General features: G+C 43.9%; 19 protein-coding genes. 7 read left to right on the top strand and 12 right to left on the bottom strand.

Translation table 11 applies throughout. The features are described 5' to 3' along the window. Window positions 1-37 precede the first annotated feature (37 nt). The 4 genes from ACQEXU_RS00190 to ACQEXU_RS00175 are packed head-to-tail and all read right to left on the bottom strand — an operon-like array spanning window position 38 to window position 1,290. Entirely contained in the window at window positions 38-388 is a 351-nt protein-coding gene (locus tag ACQEXU_RS00190) for a hypothetical protein (RefSeq protein WP_031844042.1), read from the bottom strand. A gap of 9 nt (window positions 389-397) precedes the next feature. After that, window positions 398-937: a phage regulatory CII family protein gene (locus ACQEXU_RS00185; RefSeq protein WP_427009213.1), complete on the bottom strand. Its 540-nt coding sequence runs from the start codon at window positions 935-937 to the stop codon at window positions 398-400. Between the two features lie 9 nt (window positions 938-946). Further along, a complete protein-coding gene (locus tag ACQEXU_RS00180) occupies window positions 947-1,093 on the bottom strand; it encodes a hypothetical protein (protein WP_171758010.1) in 147 nt (48 codons plus the stop codon). Further along, complete coding sequence (locus ACQEXU_RS00175) at window positions 1,090-1,290, bottom strand: hypothetical protein (RefSeq protein WP_029860093.1); 201 nt, start codon at window positions 1,288-1,290, stop codon at window positions 1,090-1,092. The genes ACQEXU_RS00180 and ACQEXU_RS00175 overlap by 4 nt, the downstream gene beginning before the upstream one ends. Window positions 1,291-1,493: 203 nt before the next feature. Between ACQEXU_RS00175 and ACQEXU_RS00170 the strand changes: the two genes are divergently transcribed. The 3 genes from ACQEXU_RS00170 to ACQEXU_RS00160 are packed head-to-tail and all read left to right on the top strand — an operon-like array spanning window position 1,494 to window position 3,959. Then, a complete protein-coding gene (locus ACQEXU_RS00170) occupies window positions 1,494-2,099 on the top strand; it encodes a phage repressor protein CI (protein WP_029860095.1) in 606 nt (201 codons plus the stop codon). A gap of 30 nt (window positions 2,100-2,129) precedes the next feature. Further along, entirely contained in the window at window positions 2,130-2,915 is a 786-nt protein-coding gene (locus ACQEXU_RS00165) for a WYL domain-containing protein (protein WP_427009212.1), read from the top strand. 18 nt (window positions 2,916-2,933) lie between these two features. Beyond that, on the top strand, window positions 2,934-3,959 hold the full coding sequence (locus ACQEXU_RS00160) for a phage integrase (RefSeq protein ID WP_124940831.1): 1,026 nt from the start codon (window positions 2,934-2,936) through the stop codon (window positions 3,957-3,959). A gap of 119 nt (window positions 3,960-4,078) precedes the next feature. Here the strand turns inward: ACQEXU_RS00160 and ACQEXU_RS00155 are convergent, their stop codons facing one another. Next, complete coding sequence (locus tag ACQEXU_RS00155) at window positions 4,079-4,519, bottom strand: YcgN family cysteine cluster protein (protein WP_427009211.1); 441 nt, start codon at window positions 4,517-4,519, stop codon at window positions 4,079-4,081. A gap of 409 nt (window positions 4,520-4,928) precedes the next feature. Here ACQEXU_RS00155 and ACQEXU_RS00150 point away from each other — a divergent pair, with 409 nt between their 5' ends. The 3 genes from ACQEXU_RS00150 to ACQEXU_RS00140 all read left to right on the top strand — a co-directional run bounded on the left by ACQEXU_RS00150 (window position 4,929) and on the right by ACQEXU_RS00140 (window position 7,273). Continuing rightward, on the top strand, window positions 4,929-5,177 hold the full coding sequence (locus tag ACQEXU_RS00150; protein ID WP_367989189.1) for a YkgJ family cysteine cluster protein: 249 nt from the start codon (window positions 4,929-4,931) through the stop codon (window positions 5,175-5,177). A gap of 135 nt (window positions 5,178-5,312) precedes the next feature. Beyond that, window positions 5,313-6,008 (top strand): aquaporin Z, encoded by a 696-nt coding sequence (gene aqpZ, locus ACQEXU_RS00145; RefSeq protein WP_427009210.1) that lies wholly within the window; start codon window positions 5,313-5,315, stop codon window positions 6,006-6,008. 272 nt (window positions 6,009-6,280) lie between these two features. Beyond that, the gene (locus tag ACQEXU_RS00140; protein ID WP_427009209.1) at window positions 6,281-7,273 is read left to right on the top strand and encodes a DUF2860 domain-containing protein; all 993 of its coding nucleotides are present in this window, start codon (window positions 6,281-6,283) and stop codon (window positions 7,271-7,273) included. A gap of 103 nt (window positions 7,274-7,376) precedes the next feature. Here the strand turns inward: ACQEXU_RS00140 and recR are convergent, their stop codons facing one another. The 6 genes from recR to ACQEXU_RS00110 all read right to left on the bottom strand — a co-directional run bounded on the left by recR (window position 7,377) and on the right by ACQEXU_RS00110 (window position 13,071). Continuing rightward, window positions 7,377-7,976, bottom strand: coding sequence for a recombination mediator RecR (recR, locus tag ACQEXU_RS00135; RefSeq protein ID WP_367986872.1), 600 nt, complete (start codon window positions 7,974-7,976; stop codon window positions 7,377-7,379). A 16-nt stretch (window positions 7,977-7,992) separates the two neighbouring features. Next, window positions 7,993-8,322, bottom strand: a complete 330-nt coding sequence (locus ACQEXU_RS00130) for a YbaB/EbfC family nucleoid-associated protein (RefSeq protein WP_006959389.1) — start codon at window positions 8,320-8,322, stop codon at window positions 7,993-7,995. 76 nt (window positions 8,323-8,398) lie between these two features. Then, a complete protein-coding gene (gene dnaX / locus ACQEXU_RS00125) occupies window positions 8,399-10,498 on the bottom strand; it encodes a DNA polymerase III subunit gamma/tau (RefSeq protein WP_427009208.1) in 2,100 nt (699 codons plus the stop codon). A 12-nt stretch (window positions 10,499-10,510) separates the two neighbouring features. Continuing rightward, window positions 10,511-11,056: an adenine phosphoribosyltransferase gene (apt, locus tag ACQEXU_RS00120; RefSeq protein ID WP_367986874.1), complete on the bottom strand. Its 546-nt coding sequence runs from the start codon at window positions 11,054-11,056 to the stop codon at window positions 10,511-10,513. Window positions 11,057-11,209: 153 nt separating this feature from the next. Continuing rightward, entirely contained in the window at window positions 11,210-11,575 is a 366-nt protein-coding gene (locus tag ACQEXU_RS00115) for a YbaN family protein (protein ID WP_367989190.1), read from the bottom strand. 401 nt (window positions 11,576-11,976) lie between these two features. Continuing rightward, window positions 11,977-13,071, bottom strand: coding sequence for a response regulator (locus ACQEXU_RS00110; RefSeq protein WP_427009207.1), 1,095 nt, complete (start codon window positions 13,069-13,071; stop codon window positions 11,977-11,979). A gap of 237 nt (window positions 13,072-13,308) precedes the next feature. Here ACQEXU_RS00110 and ACQEXU_RS00105 point away from each other — a divergent pair, with 237 nt between their 5' ends. Continuing rightward, complete coding sequence (locus ACQEXU_RS00105) at window positions 13,309-14,184, top strand: LysR family transcriptional regulator (protein ID WP_427009206.1); 876 nt, start codon at window positions 13,309-13,311, stop codon at window positions 14,182-14,184. Between the two features lie 47 nt (window positions 14,185-14,231). On the opposite strand, the gene ACQEXU_RS00100 is transcribed toward ACQEXU_RS00105, so the two are convergent. After that, window positions 14,232-14,780 carry an NAD(P)H nitroreductase gene (locus ACQEXU_RS00100; protein WP_427009205.1) on the bottom strand — a complete coding sequence of 183 codons (549 nt, stop codon included), beginning with the start codon at window positions 14,778-14,780 and terminating at the stop codon, window positions 14,232-14,234. Window positions 14,781-14,849: the final 69 nt, after the last annotated feature.

Here is a 14,849-nt window from a genome sequence, read left to right as displayed (position 1 = left end):
AAAGCCCCCTGTTACAGGGGCAAGGCTGGCTAGGTGATTAATTCACGTTGCAAATATCGGAGTGTTTCAAGCGGCGGACATCGCCCACTTTGCGGTCAAACTTCAACACCATTTCTTTTAAAAGCTGCATACCAGAACGGACTTTCTGCAGCTCTAAATCATCAAATGAATCGAATGATCGGTTGTAGTCTTTCGGTGACATACCACCTGCAATCAGGATTAGCCCACGGCTGCGATCACTCATTTCGTCATACATCTTGCGAAGCTTTTGACGCTTTGCGCCTTTATCGAAAAGCGACTTACACGCAGCGATACTTTCTAGTGCGCTTGGCGTACTTACTTGATGAACAGGCGGTTGTAGGTCTTGTTTATTAGCTAACTGACTCATGGTTACTCCTTAGGCTAAGCCGGGGATAGGTGCACCATTAGCCAAAAAGTCTGTGCCCATTTGTACAAGTGGCTGCAGGCCTGTGGTGCGGTGTTCAAGGTCATTGATTAGCAAAACCAAGTTGCCTAAAGCAGCTTGTGCCTTGGCTAGTGTTTTGCGTTTGGTAGATCGCGGTAAACGCTCTGCGGTGCACATGGCTAATGCATCGCTAGAAAGCTCACCAGAATGGGTGTGTAGCTGTAGAACTCGTTCAAGCAGGTTCAGTTCATCTACTGCTTTTGGCAGTGGGATAGTGACCACCCCATCATCGGCAAATAACGTATTTACGATTGAGTAATCGCCAGAAACACGGCTGATGCAGGCAAGTACAGCAGGTCTAAGCACATGCGGTTGATTTGGGTTCAACATGTTGCGAAGCATAGTGCCGCTAAGTTCTAGCTTTCGGGCAATCGCTTCAACATCGTGATTGACAACAAAATCACAGCAAGCTGCATCAAAAGCTTGTTGTTTGCGTTCACGTAATACGCACATTGAGTTATTTGCGTCCATAACTAATACTCAATTGAAGAAGAACGGTACGAAAACGAAAGCCCAGCCAATTACTTCTAGCCATACTGGGCATTTGTTCGGGTATTTATCTTCCCAAGACTCACTCATTGCATCTTGCTGGGTGAGTTTGGTTTTAGGTGGGATAGCGAAGCTCATACTTGTTGCTCCGCAGCACGTTGGTAAACCTTTACCAAGTTAATTAGAACGCTACCGCGCTCACCTTTTTTTTCTAGGATAGGGATGTCACCTGCCGCAATTGCTCGGTCAAGTGAAGATGTTGACCAACCAGTGCGACGCAGAAACTCTTTTTTAGTACAAAAAGGTGCGTCAACTGCTATTTGAATACTTGCCATAGTGGTATCCTACTTGTTTGAGATTTGTTGATGCTTATTGGTGGAACATGACAGCATCAACTCACATATGACACATTCTTGATCGCAAAACCGAGTTGGTCAACTCTTATTTTCGACCAAATTAGTTAAATGCGAGTTTTAAATAACTTAAATGTGATCAAGAACGCACATAAAGTGCGCTATTTAGATGAGAGAACATCGAAATGAGCAGAGTTCCAGCAAAGGTACCAGCATTTGATTATTTAAAAGGCAGAGATTTCACGGAAAAGCTAAAAGAAGTGACTGGCTGTTCTACATTTGACTTAGTAGCTGATCACTACGGCGTACCCAAATCTACTTTTTTTACATGGCACACCCATAACCGAACTGGCTTTGAACTAATCGTTAGGGAGCATCTAGCTTCTGGTGCTTCTGTTCGTTATTTGGCACTTGGTCTAGGTGAACCATTTCCGCAAAATGAAGCAGCCCCAACCTCAAGCAACATTGATAAATTTGCAATTGTTAACGGTGAACTAGAAAAGGTTGGCACTGTAGAGCTAGGTTTATCAACGCTCAATGATTTTGGTCTAATCAAAGAAAACCTGTTCGTTCTTGAACAAGATGGTAGCCATTTGTATGTAAACACTGCAGAACGTCAACCTGCTTCTGGTGATTACTTACTAGATATTGATGGGGTTCTATCAGTTAACTACCTCCAACGACTACCAGGTAAAAAGCTAGCTATCGCTTTTGAAACATCAACCATTGAAGTATCCGAAGAAGATATCAAGGTTGTTGGTCGTATAGCTTTGGAAATGAAGAAGAAATAAAAACACGTAATATGGCTAGGAGTATAGAAAATGGATAAATCGGTTAGCGTAAAGCTGAAACTGGGGATTGTTCTTCTCCCTATTGTTTTTTCTTGGTTCACTCTCAAGAAAGGTTACAGCACCTTATCTAGAGTAATTTCTTTCGCATGGCTACTTCTCACATTGGCTGTTTCTGCTTCCGGTGACAAGCAGGCTAGTACATTAGTTGGAATAACCATATTAGGATTTGTTGTTTATAGCATTGGTGAGCTTTTTGTATTTCTGTTTAAAAAAGCAAACCAGCGCAAACAAAAAATGCTTACCATCATCAACGATGATGAACAGTGGGCAAAATATTGTATTGAAAAGAAACTTACCCCATCAGCTCAGAAGTTCGTTTTAAAAACTTACGGCATCGAGAAACCACCTGTAGAGTTACCTACCTCTGAACCAGCTATTAAAGTTTCTATCACAACATCTACAACCGATCGCGAAGATGACTGGAAGTCATATGACAGCATCGAAGAGTGGGAACGAGACTGCACAACACTTTGGACAGGGACGACTAAAGATATTGAGTTTTCCTATGCCACCTCTTGGTCAAAACCCAAAGAACGCCGAACACTAACACCCCATGAATTTGGCATTGATGGAAATGGTCGTGGTTATGTAAAAGGCATTTGCCACAAATCCAACGAACAACGAACTTTCAAGCTTGATAACTTCGAAACGAAAATCAAAGTTGGAAGTCAGCGATTTGACCCAGATGAATGGATAGAAAAATACCTTGATCTGGACTCTTACGAACTGCACCTAAAATACGGTGCGAGTATTTAACAGGTTTAACTCTTAAACATGTCTGTTAGAAAAGTAGAAGACGGAAACAAAAAGCCATGGATTTGCGATGTCCGGCCAAATGGTCGCAATGGTAAACGCATACGAAAACGCTTCGCTACTAAGGGCGAAGCGATGGCTTATGAAAAGTTTGTTTTAAAAGAAACAGACGACAAACCGTGGTTAGGTGAAAAAAGCCAAACTCGCAGCCTACTGGATATGATTGATTTATGGCAGGAACGCCACGGCCAGTCATTAGCCCATTCAAAATACACCTATAACAAATTAAAAGTTATTGGTTTGGCAATGGGCGATCCGCTTTATCAAAAAGTCACGCCAGCTATGTTCACCGATTATCGAACTCGACGCATTGCCGGAGAAGTCGCAGACCTGAACGGGCGAAAAGTGGCTGTTACATTTCGCACCTGCAACAACGAACAAGACTTGCTAAATGCGGTGATTGTTGAACTGCAACGAATGGGCGAATGGAAAGGTGAAAACCCTCTGCAGTCTGTTCGACAATTCAAACTACATGAAACGGAAATGGAGTTTTTGACCGTTGAGGAAATGCAAACACTGATTGCCAATGCCGAAGCGCACGAGTTCCACGACGACATGCATAAGATCATCAAACTTTGTTTAGCAACAGGTGGTCGATTCCGTGAAGCATCCCGACTTACTGGCGCACAGCTCACTAAGTACAAAGTCACGTTCACGCAGACAAAAGGCAAAAAGAATCGCTCGGTACCGATCAGCCCAGAACTTTATGATGTGATTTACAAAGAGGGTTCTGGACCATTGTTTAACATTGGCTATTCGACGGTTTACCGATTTATCGTGCGTAATGTTCCGCGACTAAAGCAGCAAGCCGCCCACGTTCTGCGCCACACTTTTGCGTCTTACTACATGATGAATGGTGGTAACATTATCGCCCTGCAACGAATCCTTGGTCACAGTGACATAAAACAGACCATGCGATACGCTCACCTAGCCCCCGATCACCTAGAAGATGTGGTCACGAAAAACCCTTTAGCGAACCTCAAATAAGTGGCTAATGTGGACACTAAAACGTCCACATTATGTCCACAAATTTTCAGAATATAGATAAACATTGATGATTATTGATGAAGTGACCACAAGCAAAGCCTTGATATACCTTGCTGCGCCTAGCCCCTGTTAGGATGGTTTAAAATGTGGTCTTCCCAGTCAACGACATCAATCTCGTAGACCACTTTATTCCGGACGCTTTCACCCGCTTCGTGCATCGCTAATTTAGTTCCCGTAATTAAAGGATGCCACACGGGAAGTGTTTCCCCTTCAGCAAGAAGTCGATAAGCGCAGGTATGAGGTAACCAAGTAAAATCATCAATATCTTCACGAGTCAGCTTGGTGCACTCCTCCCCTGAAGAGAATCGATTTGGATAATCTTTACACGAACACGTTTTACTGTTTAACCAGCTGCACGCGACATTGGTGTAGTAGATCTCATCGGTGTCTTCATCCATGAGCTTATGTAAGCAGCATTTACCACAGCCATCACATAGAGCTTCCCACTCTTCTTCGCTCATTTGTTCTAGCTTTTTGCTTTGCCAAAATGGTGTGCTCATAGACTTAATCTTTAGATATTCAATAAAGGGAGCGTTTTATACCGCTTCATGTCACAAAGTTCAAGTGGATGAAATTCAAAGAAATACCCTTAGCGCCACTTACCCATTGAAAATATTAACTTTTTAGAGAATTAATCTAAGTTACCAATCCATCGCTTTAGCATCACATTGGCCATTGTGATAACACTTAACGTCATCACATTTAGCCATTTCCCTTGTTCACTACTGAAAATGCCTTGCCACTGCTGACTGACTCATAATCTATTTATCTTAAGCATTAGCCAACTTGCTGATTTCAAATGCTGATTTTACAGCCGCATTTTTTTAGTTTCTTCAAACGTCAAGCTTTGTTAAAGTGCGCCCCCTGATCCGTCCTCAATACAACTCATGTGGTGGTAGCTTAACAACGATGGAATGCCGTTTATATTGCGGTGCATGTTGCATTGCACCAAGTATTTCTTCCCCAATACCTGGAATGCCAAAAGGTAAACCAGCGGGTACCCGTTGTATTCAGTTAACCGAAGACAACCTTTGCAAACTGTTTGGCAAGCCAGAGCGACCAAAAGTTTGCCATGATTTCAAACCTTGCCCAGTCGTTTGTGGAAAAAGCAATCAAGAAGCGCTGAACAATATTACTGAATTGGAATTACTCACTTAACCTGCCTCATATTTGAGACCTTGATCCGTAAACTCGTGATCTTCCTCAATTTCTCTATTTGTCTCACACAAACCTGACATTTCTAGACTATTTTTCACGGGTCTTTGAAAAATAACGAAACGATTAGGACAAATCATGAAAAAATATTTAGCAGAAACGTTTGGTACGTTTTGGTTAGTGTTAGGTGGCTGTGGTAGTGCGGTTTTAGCAGCAGGTTTTCCTGATGTGGGCATTGGTCTTCTGGGTGTATCGTTGGCATTTGGTCTAACGGTACTGACAATGGCTTACGCTATTGGTCATATCTCTGGTTGTCACCTGAACCCAGCAGTAACCATCGGTTTATGGGCAGGCGGCCGTTTTGATGCAAAACACATTATTCCTTATATCGCTGCTCAAGTGATTGGTGGCCTACTAGCAGGTGGTATTCTTTACCTCATCGCATCTGGCCAAGCTGGCTTTGATGTTGCGGCATCTGGCTTTGCGTCAAACGGTTTTGGTGAACACTCTCCTGGCCAGTACTCAATGACAGCAGCACTTATCACTGAAGTGGTAATGACGATGATGTTCCTTATCGTCATCATGGGTGCAACTGATTCACGTGCACCTCAAGGTTTTGCACCAATCGCTATCGGTCTGTGTCTAACACTGATCCACTTGATCAGTATCCCTGTAACCAACACTTCAGTAAACCCAGCACGTAGTACTGCTGTGGCTATGTATGTAGGTGACTGGGCAACGTCTCAGCTATGGCTATTCTGGGTTGCACCTATCTTCGGTGCCATTCTAGGTGCAATCGTTTACCGCGTCATTGCCGGTTCTGACGAAGCATAAGCCTAAGTCTACAATCGATTTAGCGGCCTCCCTATGCGGAGGCCGTTTTGTTATTCCCTTTCTTATCTTTGCCAACTTTCCCTTTTTTACGTTCTCAGATTTAGCTAAGCACTCTCAAATTTGCATTTAGCATAGATTCACTCAACAAATCTGACAAAGTGTGACTTATATAATCCACAAAACTTCGCAGATAGCGCATTATTTGCATATTGACGTTATAAAAACTCATGTAGAAACAATAATGACCGTCAGTGGCTATACAAGGAGCGAGTATGAACCATTATCGTCTACTCTCTGTCAGTCTTTGTGCTTTGTTCTCTGGGCTTGCGATAGCAAATCCAAGTCATGGCTTAGAGCAAGGGTTTAGTGGTGGGATAAGCCTTAACTTGGGTTATTCTTCTGGCCAATCTCAGTTAAATACAGATGATAACAATGCTATCACCCCAGACTTGAATAACAACGGAACATCAGTAACCGATGCCAAGGTGTTTCCCTTAGGCCGCTTACAATACTCATTTGGTGAAACGGCCATTTTCTTTGGTAACAGCCAAGACCAAATTGCCGAAGCTCAGTTCCAATCTGAACTTGGTATTCTTCATCAATTCACCCCTGATACCCTAGTTACATTTGCAATGTTTAGTACCATTCCGGGGATGACTGAGGCATGGAAAGATCCTTACCTCACCCAGCAATCACGTAGTAAAACCGATCAAGATATCATTGGTGGTCGTGTTGCGTTTGAGCTTTTTGCACCAATCCCTGTTACGCTGCGTTACGCGTATGCGCAAAGTGATATTGAGCATGACCAAATCGGTCAAAATAGCTTACTTGATGGCACGCAACGCTCCCTTTTAAAACGTGATAGCCAATATCATCGCGCCACGATCGAGACAAACCTTCCACTGAGCCGCAATATTATTTTAGCGCCTGCCTTCCAATACACATTGAAAGATGCAGATGGAAAAGCACACAGTTACAGTGACTATGCAGCACAGCTTGGTATTGTGATGAACTTTTCCCGCCATAGTCTCGTCACAACAATGAGAGCCAGTGTCGCGGACTATGAGCAAGATAACCCTATGTTTAATCAAAAGCAGGACGCGAATGCGCTGGGAGTCTTCTCTATCTACAGTTTTGATAAACCTTTTGCACTCCCTGACACAAAATGGAATGTAATGGCAGGCTACCAAGAGACCGACTCTGATATCGAATTCTATGATGAAAGCAGTCTATTTTTGTCCACAGGTTTGGCGTACACATTCTAAACAACGAGCTCTACTTTGACTCTCGTATGCTTTAGTTGGTAGGGAATTGGAGTTAATAGAGGTTGGAATAAAAAAGCCGCACAATTCAAGTGCGGCTTTTTTATTATAACTTGTGTCGACCGAGCAATGAGTGAGACAGTGTCGTGCCATCAACTAACTCAAGCTCTCCCCCAACAGGGACACCATGAGCAATTCGGCTTGCTTCCACTTCATGCGCTTTACACAACTCTGCAATATAGTGAGCTGTCGCTTCACCCTCTACAGTTGGGTTTGTCGCTAAAATCACTTCACTAACATCACCACGACGGAGACGATAATCCAACACATCTAAACCGATGTCACTTGGACCAATGCCATCAAGGGGTGAAAGGTGTCCCATCAATACAAAATAACGACCAGAGTATTGTCCTGTAGCTTCTACCGCTGCAATATCTGCCGGGCTTTCCACCACGCAGATCTGACCGTTTTCCTGACGCTTTGGGTTATTACAGATATGGCACACTTCTTCTTCAGTAAAGGTACGACATTCGGTGCAATGCCCGATCTCTGTCATTGCCTGACTTAACGCTTCTGCGAGTTGCAGGCCACCTTTTCTGTCGCGCTGTAACAAATGAAAGGCCATACGCTGAGCTGACTTGGGACCGACCCCTGGCAGACAACGTAAGGCCTCCATCAAATGCTCCAGCATATGACTGGTACGCATTAAAACCTACTCGTTCTTAGAATGGCATTTTCATACCTGGTGGTAATTGCATACCGCCAGTTACGCCAGCCATTTTCTCTTTTTGAGTTTCTTCAACACGACGAGCAGCATCATTAAATGCTGCTGCGATAAGATCTTCAAGCATCTCTTTGTCGTCTTCCATCAAGCTTTCATCAATCTCTACGCGACGAACGCTATGACTACCAGTGATTGTCACTTTTACAAGGCCAGCACCTGACTCGCCTGTTACTTCCATATTTGCGATTTCTTCTTGAAGCTTTTGCATACGCTCTTGCATTTGCTGGGCTTGCTTCATTAGGTTACCCATACCGCCTTTACCAAACATGTTTATCTCTCTGGTTTAATTCGCTTGTTATGTAACTAAGTGGGGTTCAAATCGTGTTTTTCAACCCCGTATTGGATTAAATCGGTCTGACACTTTCAGAGTCTAGTTCGCCGGCAAATCGCCTTACCAAAAACTGCACATTTTCGTCACTTTCTAAACTCGTAAATGCTGACTGAAGTTTATTCTGATAGAGCTTGTCTCTTAACTCTAATGGGGTTTCACCCCCTTCGCCAATTTCAACCGACAAGTGGCATTCTTCATTCAACACGTTATTTAGCGCTGCTAATAACTCGCTTTGCGCCTTGTCTGTATTCAAATGAGCTTGAGAAGAGCGCAATATGAGCGAAATTGAGTTGCCATTTTTTTCATAAACCGAATTCAACGCTAACTGCTCAACCAACTTAGCCGTCTGCAATTGGTCTATTAATGCTGCCCATTCATTTTGCGCTTGCGACTCTTTCACCAATTTTTTAACCATTTCTGGTGTTTTTTCGTGCTCAAGAGCCTTCTTCAACAAAGTCGGCGTCAACTCAGGTTTTGTTTCGATAACTTGTGGTGCCGACGGCTTCCACTGATAAGGCTCATCTTTACCATTGGTAGAAGATGTAACCTCATGTGGATTTGACAATAGCGACACCCGCTCAGTTCCACCGTGCTTTTGTGCTACACGATCAAGAACCGACTCTGTTTTTGCAGATGCCGCTTTAGGCTTTTTTCCATCATTCCCTTTAGTAGGTGTCGGAGACAGCCCTTTTCGTTGTGAACGCAACTGATGGCGTAACCCGCTCACAGGCGAACTCACACTCTCAGTTTGGCTGGGTTGGTGCTCAGGTTGAGGAACAGGAGTCTCCATCGGAGCTGGTTCATAGCTTGGCGGAGCCTGCATATACTCCGGAGGAACCATGTCGTAGCCAGCTACAGGTTCATCAGCGGACATTTGCGGCTCAGAAGGAGCCTGAGGTACTACAGGCTCTGGGGCATTTTCTGCCACTGATGGTACTTGAGAAGAAGTCTGAATCTTTTGCGGTTTCGCTTGTACTGACGGTACAGGCTCTGAAACTTGAGTTGAGATAGTATTCGCCGTTGTTACTGCTACAGGCCTAAATGCCATCATGCGAAGCAGCACCATCTCTAAGCCAATTCGAGCCGAAGGCGCAAGCGAAAGGTCATCACGTCCTTTCAATGCAATTTGATAATACAACTGCACATCTTGAGGCGTAAGAGCACGGCTTAATAATTCAATTTTTTCAGCATCTGGCTGCGACTTATCTAACGTAGACGGAAGCGCTTGATACATCGCAATACGATGTAACTGTGTGGAGAGCTGTTGTAGCAGTCCATCCCACTCAACGCCGTTTTGTGCCAATTGTTGGACACTATCCATCACGGTTTGAGCCTGCTTCGAGCTTATTGCCTCAAGCAGATGAACAGCTTGAGCTGTATCCAGTGTTCCTAACATATGAGAAACACTGTCCGCCAATATTGAGCCATTTCCCAACGCAATAGCTTGGTCGGTAAGGCTTAATGCATCACGCATACTGCCGTCAGCAGCATGTGCAATCATACCAAGAGCACGAGACTCAGCAGAAACGTGTTCTTGCGCTAGAATGCGATCCAACTGCTCATGAATATTATCGACACTGATTGGCTTCAAATGGAATTGAAGGCAACGCGATAAAATCGTAACAGGCAGCTTTTGCGGATCGGTCGTAGCAAGCAAAAACTTCACATACTCAGGCGGCTCTTCCAACGTCTTTAATAACGCATTGAATGAATGGCGAGAAAGCATGTGAACTTCATCGATCAAGTAGACTTTGAAGCGACCACGGGCAGGTTTATATTGAACGTTATCAAGTAGTTCACGAGTATCCTCTACCTTAGTACGAGAAGCTGCATCGATTTCGAGCAAGTCAACAAAGCGCCCTTCCTCGATCTCTTTACACGTATCGCAGGTGCCACAAGGATTCGCTGTAATGCCTGTCTCACAGTTTAATCCTTTCGCAAATAAGCGGCCGATGGATGTTTTACCAACTCCTCGAGTACCACTAAATAGATACGCGTGGTGCAATCTATTCTGGGCTAACGCATTTTCCAATGCTGTCAGTACATGTCCCTGACCAACCACTTCAGTAAAGCGGCTTGGCCGCCATTTTCGCGCTAAGGCAAGATAACTCATGAAAACTTCCGATTAGTGACCTTCAAATTCACAAATGCTGTAAACGTTTAGACCAAGACCTTCCAAACGCTTATCACCGCCAATTTCAGGCAGATTGATAACAAACGCGGCATGTTCTACTTCACCGCCAAGTTGACGAATAAGCTTTGTTGTCGCTTCAATCGTACCACCTGTGGCAAGTAGGTCGTCAACAACCAAAACTTTATCGCTTTCAGAAATAGCATCTGTATGGATTTCTAATGTATCCACTCCATATTCAAGCTCATAAGATTGAGCCACAGTTTGGCGCGGTAACTTCCCTGGTTTACGGACAGGAACAAACCCGATACCCAATTCGAGTGCTAATGGCGCACCGAATAAAAAGCCACGAGCTTCCGTACCTACGACTTTGGTAAAGCCCATATCCTTGTACTTTTCGACCAATAAATTGATGGTTGCTTGATACGCTTGAGCGTCTTCCAATAAGCTAGTGACATCACGAAATAGAATGCCTGGTTTTGGGTAGTCTGGAATGCTTTTGATGCTTGCTTTGATCAGCGAGATTGTTTCAGTTGTCATGATTATGTACTTTGATTAGCTAACCCCTCGTCCTTGTATTGTAGGTGTTGACGAAATCGTAGCATTGGCTCGATGCACAGTCAGCATACTCGCTTTTTACTGCGCACAAATAATAAATGCCCACTCGAAGAGCAGGCACACTTCACTGCAATATTATGTGTTTCCCCGACGCTCTGCAAGGCGCTCCATCACAGGCAAACGAATAAACCAGCTAAGCACTCCAACAAACAATGCTAACAGCAGAATTTTTAACCACATATGGGGGGCAAACCAGATCGAGAAACTGAAACTCAAAATGATGAATGCTGCTCCGCGTATTTTCACTTTACGAGTTACAGCTTTGTGTTGTTGCCAATTATCCAGAATGGGGCCAAAGGTAGGGTGTTGATGTAACCAACGATGAAAGGTTGGACTGCTGCGCATGAAGCATGCACTCGCAAGCAACAAAAATGGGGTTGTTGGTAGAAGAGGAAGGAAGATGCCTAGTATGCCAAGGCACAAACTAAGCCCACCAACAATATTTAAACTCAATCGACGAATACTGATGGTAAGCTCCGTTTAATTCGATAAGCCTTAGTATCCGTTAAATACACGCATCCAAGTTAAGGTTGCGGGTAATGTTGGGATTAATAGGGCTGCAATGAAACCTAAAAAGTAGAAAACATTATAAGGTTCTTTGAAATCTTTGTCTGCCATGGGCTCACTTCTCTAATGTCGCTGTATTGTTGTTATACAATTCGTTATTTATCTGTTAGCGAATTGTTGGCGACAACTATACCGTAATGGTGATTTCACAAAAACCAAGTAAAAGAAGGGTTATTTTGATAAGACGTGTTGGCGTTTAATCATTTACTGTCGTGCAAAAAAGTAAAAGGCAACCTCTAGCGGTTGCCTTTATAGACATGAGATGTAACCTAGTTTCAAGCCCTACCCCCTTTGTAAATATCAAGACTGAAGCTGACCGAACCAAGGCTATTAAGAGATAATTGACACGCTGACTGTATCGGTAGATCTGAAGTGATAAAGTTCTTCGCACAATTCTCTCCGAGCTTCACTCCTTCTGTAATATGATGAGAGGCATAGCCATTCGACCATTGCCCTTCAAGCCCTGCAGGTAATATCGAAATTTTACTGGTACACAAATCAGCCACACCAAACATGGCTCTAACTGGGCTGACGCCTTCTGTACACTTCATGCCTTTCTCCAACATATAGGCAATGTCTTTGAGATCCGCATTAAAGCATTTTAAATTACGTAGATAATCATGGAACAAGGCTCGAATTAATAGCGTCGTTGCCGCTCCAGTTTCACTATTAGAATCCACTAAATAGAAAGCAAACTGCCCATTCATAAGCCAAGCATAATCAAACACCAGAGGCATGATGTCGGCAGACTGCAGCAATCGATAACAACATTTCCAGTCCCCTTGAGAGGTGTCTTTTTCTGGAAGTAGCGCATGAAGTAAGTCTTTTGCAGCGCTTGGGTGCTCTTGTAAATACTCAAGGTGCCAGTGCAGCTCTTGCTCTTCTGGCATATCACCACTTTCAACACGGAACCATTGGCTGGCAAAATCACGCTGATCAGAAAGATGGTCATAGCTGTCGTCCAGTGTATTTTCTATTGCACTAGCGAGATGCTCATGATTACTGATCGGTTTCGGGAGAAAGTCTTTGATGCCATAGCGTAATGCCCGAGCAACATCGGCCATTTCATCCGTCGCCGATACCACAATGAGCGGTAAAGATGGGTATTCTAGGCTAACTTCTTCAACGAGTTCGATACCATCAAGAACGGGCATCGATAAATCACAAAGCACCAAGTCAGGTTCAGCTGTTCGAAGTTTCTTCAACGCCTCTAACCCGTTTTCTGCTTCCATGACGTCATAACCCTGAGCAATAAGGAATCCGCTGGTGATCCTCCGGAAAACCGGATCGTCATCAACCACCATAATCAGCTTATTACCGAGTAATTTATTCGCCGAGAGTGCAGTCGCCGTTTCGTATGTTTTCTGCATAAACCTTCGCCTCACACAACTAGAGAACCACATGGTGTGCTGTTATTATTGGTTTTGAAACACTCCTTAAAAAGGTAGTCGCGATAGCGGTTTTATACAAATCTTCCGTGCTTCAACCTTTGTACATACTAGATGTACGTGTTACACCTTTTCGTCTCACTTGTTGATGTGACTCAAGCTTTGACATTTGATATACATATAAATTAATCAAATCAGTAAAAAAATGTGTCTGAAACGATGAAATTAGATGATCTCAACCTATTTAGACTTGTCGTCGAAAATGGGAGCTACACTGCAACTTCACGCAAGACTATGATACCTGTCGCCACCATTACTCGACGCATTCAGGCATTAGAAGACTCGCTTAATTTACGTTTGTTAAATCGTCATGCGCGTAAGCTTTCCCTTACAGAAGCGGGAGAAAGATTTTTTAACGAATGTTCTCCTCTGCTACAGCGATTATCTTCAACCGCCGAAGAGATCACTGATGAATGTCGCGGAGCCTCGGGCAAAATACGTATTTCCTCTCCGTCGAATCTGACTAAACGTATGATGATGCCAATGTTCAATGCATTTATGATGCAATACCCAGACATCAACATAGAACTGACCACCAGCGACCATGCGGATCAGCTAGACCCAACTGAGTGGGATGTTATTTTCCGAGTTGGACCACAGCGTGACTCAAGTTTAATCGCTCGTAAAATCAGCTCGGTGAAGGATATTTTGGTAGCGAGTCCAATCTACCTCAATAACACCCAAGCCCCCATGCACGCAGAAGATTTACACAACCATTCTCTACTGAAAGGCCACCCTCTACTGAAATGGCAGCTGACTGACAGTAATGGTGAAACGGTGGTTAACAATGAAAAAGGGCGTTTTCAGTCTAATACTCTCAATGTAGTAAGAAGCGCCTGTTCAGAGGGGTTAGGTATTACCTTAATGCCAGATGTGATGATTCGAGAGTACATCGAGGATGGAAGTCTGGTCCGTGTACTAAATGATTGGAGTGCTAACCCTCGCGACATCTACATGTTGTATAACCACAAAGACCATCTCCCGGAAAAGGTACGCCTGTTCATCGATTTTGTGATTGCATACAATATTCATTAAAAGAAAAGGCTTGGAATTTCCAAGCCTTTTTCATTCATAACTCTATGTCACAGAAACTCGACAAATTTACTCAAATCTCGCTCAGGTACCTTCATGGCGGTGCACCCAGGAGTCCCTAAGTATAAGAAGCCGACAATCTCGTCCTCTCCTTCCAAACCAAAAGCTTCATGCACCGCTTTATGGAACATCCATTTCCCTGAGCGCCAAAAACCCTGAAAGCCTTGAGCAACAGCAGCCATTTGCATCGCTTGTACCGCGCACCCCGCTGAAAGATATTGTTCTAGCGCTGGCACTTTCTCGTGCTCTGTAACCTTAGCGATAACAGTGATCACCATCGGCGCACGAAAAGGGGCTCCCTTAACCTTTTCTATTACAGCTTCATCACTGTCTTCTGCTTGTGCAGCGTTCACAAGAAGATCTGACAGCTTTTGTAAACCTTCACCTTGCGCAATCACAAACCGCCAAGGAGTTAGGCCGGCGTGATCAGGAGCTCTAAGACCAGCACGAATAATGTTCTCTAACACCTCCCCTTCAGGCGCAGGTGCTGATAGTTTGGCGATAGAACGTCGGTTTAACAGTAAATCCAAAGCGTCCATTTAAATTCCTTCTTTACTTCTAGGTATCCGCTTAGCTAAGTGTTATGCATTGACTAAGCCTTGGTTTTC

It is taken from the genome of Vibrio sp. TRT 21S02, assembly GCF_050113675.1.
Classification (GTDB): Bacteria; Pseudomonadota; Gammaproteobacteria; order Enterobacterales; family Vibrionaceae; genus Vibrio.
The sequence above is the reverse complement of the archived record's forward strand: the minus strand, read 5'-3'. Positions and strand labels throughout refer to the sequence as shown.

Excerpts from the sequence above, each read along its gene's own strand:
- ACQEXU_RS00190 (WP_031844042.1), bottom strand. The coding sequence starts at position 388 with ATGAGTCAGTTAGCTAATAAACAAGACCTACAACCGCCTGTTCATCAA.
- ACQEXU_RS00185 (WP_427009213.1), bottom strand. The coding sequence starts at position 937 with ATGGACGCAAATAACTCAATGTGCGTATTACGTGAACGCAAACAACAA.
- ACQEXU_RS00180 (WP_171758010.1), bottom strand. The coding sequence starts at position 1,093 with ATGAGCTTCGCTATCCCACCTAAAACCAAACTCACCCAGCAAGATGCA.
- ACQEXU_RS00175 (WP_029860093.1), bottom strand. The coding sequence starts at position 1,290 with ATGGCAAGTATTCAAATAGCAGTTGACGCACCTTTTTGTACTAAAAAA.
- ACQEXU_RS00170 (WP_029860095.1), top strand. The coding sequence starts at position 1,494 with ATGAGCAGAGTTCCAGCAAAGGTACCAGCATTTGATTATTTAAAAGGC.
- ACQEXU_RS00165 (WP_427009212.1), top strand. The coding sequence starts at position 2,130 with ATGGATAAATCGGTTAGCGTAAAGCTGAAACTGGGGATTGTTCTTCTC.
- ACQEXU_RS00160 (WP_124940831.1), top strand. The coding sequence starts at position 2,934 with ATGTCTGTTAGAAAAGTAGAAGACGGAAACAAAAAGCCATGGATTTGC.
- ACQEXU_RS00155 (WP_427009211.1), bottom strand. The coding sequence starts at position 4,519 with ATGAGCACACCATTTTGGCAAAGCAAAAAGCTAGAACAAATGAGCGAA.
- ACQEXU_RS00150 (WP_367989189.1), top strand. The coding sequence starts at position 4,929 with ATGGAATGCCGTTTATATTGCGGTGCATGTTGCATTGCACCAAGTATT.
- aqpZ (WP_427009210.1), top strand. The coding sequence starts at position 5,313 with ATGAAAAAATATTTAGCAGAAACGTTTGGTACGTTTTGGTTAGTGTTA.
- ACQEXU_RS00140 (WP_427009209.1), top strand. The coding sequence starts at position 6,281 with ATGAACCATTATCGTCTACTCTCTGTCAGTCTTTGTGCTTTGTTCTCT.
- recR (WP_367986872.1), bottom strand. The coding sequence starts at position 7,976 with ATGCGTACCAGTCATATGCTGGAGCATTTGATGGAGGCCTTACGTTGT.
- ACQEXU_RS00130 (WP_006959389.1), bottom strand. The coding sequence starts at position 8,322 with ATGTTTGGTAAAGGCGGTATGGGTAACCTAATGAAGCAAGCCCAGCAA.
- dnaX (WP_427009208.1), bottom strand. The coding sequence starts at position 10,498 with ATGAGTTATCTTGCCTTAGCGCGAAAATGGCGGCCAAGCCGCTTTACT.
- apt (WP_367986874.1), bottom strand. The coding sequence starts at position 11,056 with ATGACAACTGAAACAATCTCGCTGATCAAAGCAAGCATCAAAAGCATT.
- ACQEXU_RS00110 (WP_427009207.1), bottom strand. The coding sequence starts at position 13,071 with ATGCAGAAAACATACGAAACGGCGACTGCACTCTCGGCGAATAAATTA.
- ACQEXU_RS00105 (WP_427009206.1), top strand. The coding sequence starts at position 13,309 with ATGAAATTAGATGATCTCAACCTATTTAGACTTGTCGTCGAAAATGGG.
- ACQEXU_RS00100 (WP_427009205.1), bottom strand. The coding sequence starts at position 14,780 with ATGGACGCTTTGGATTTACTGTTAAACCGACGTTCTATCGCCAAACTA.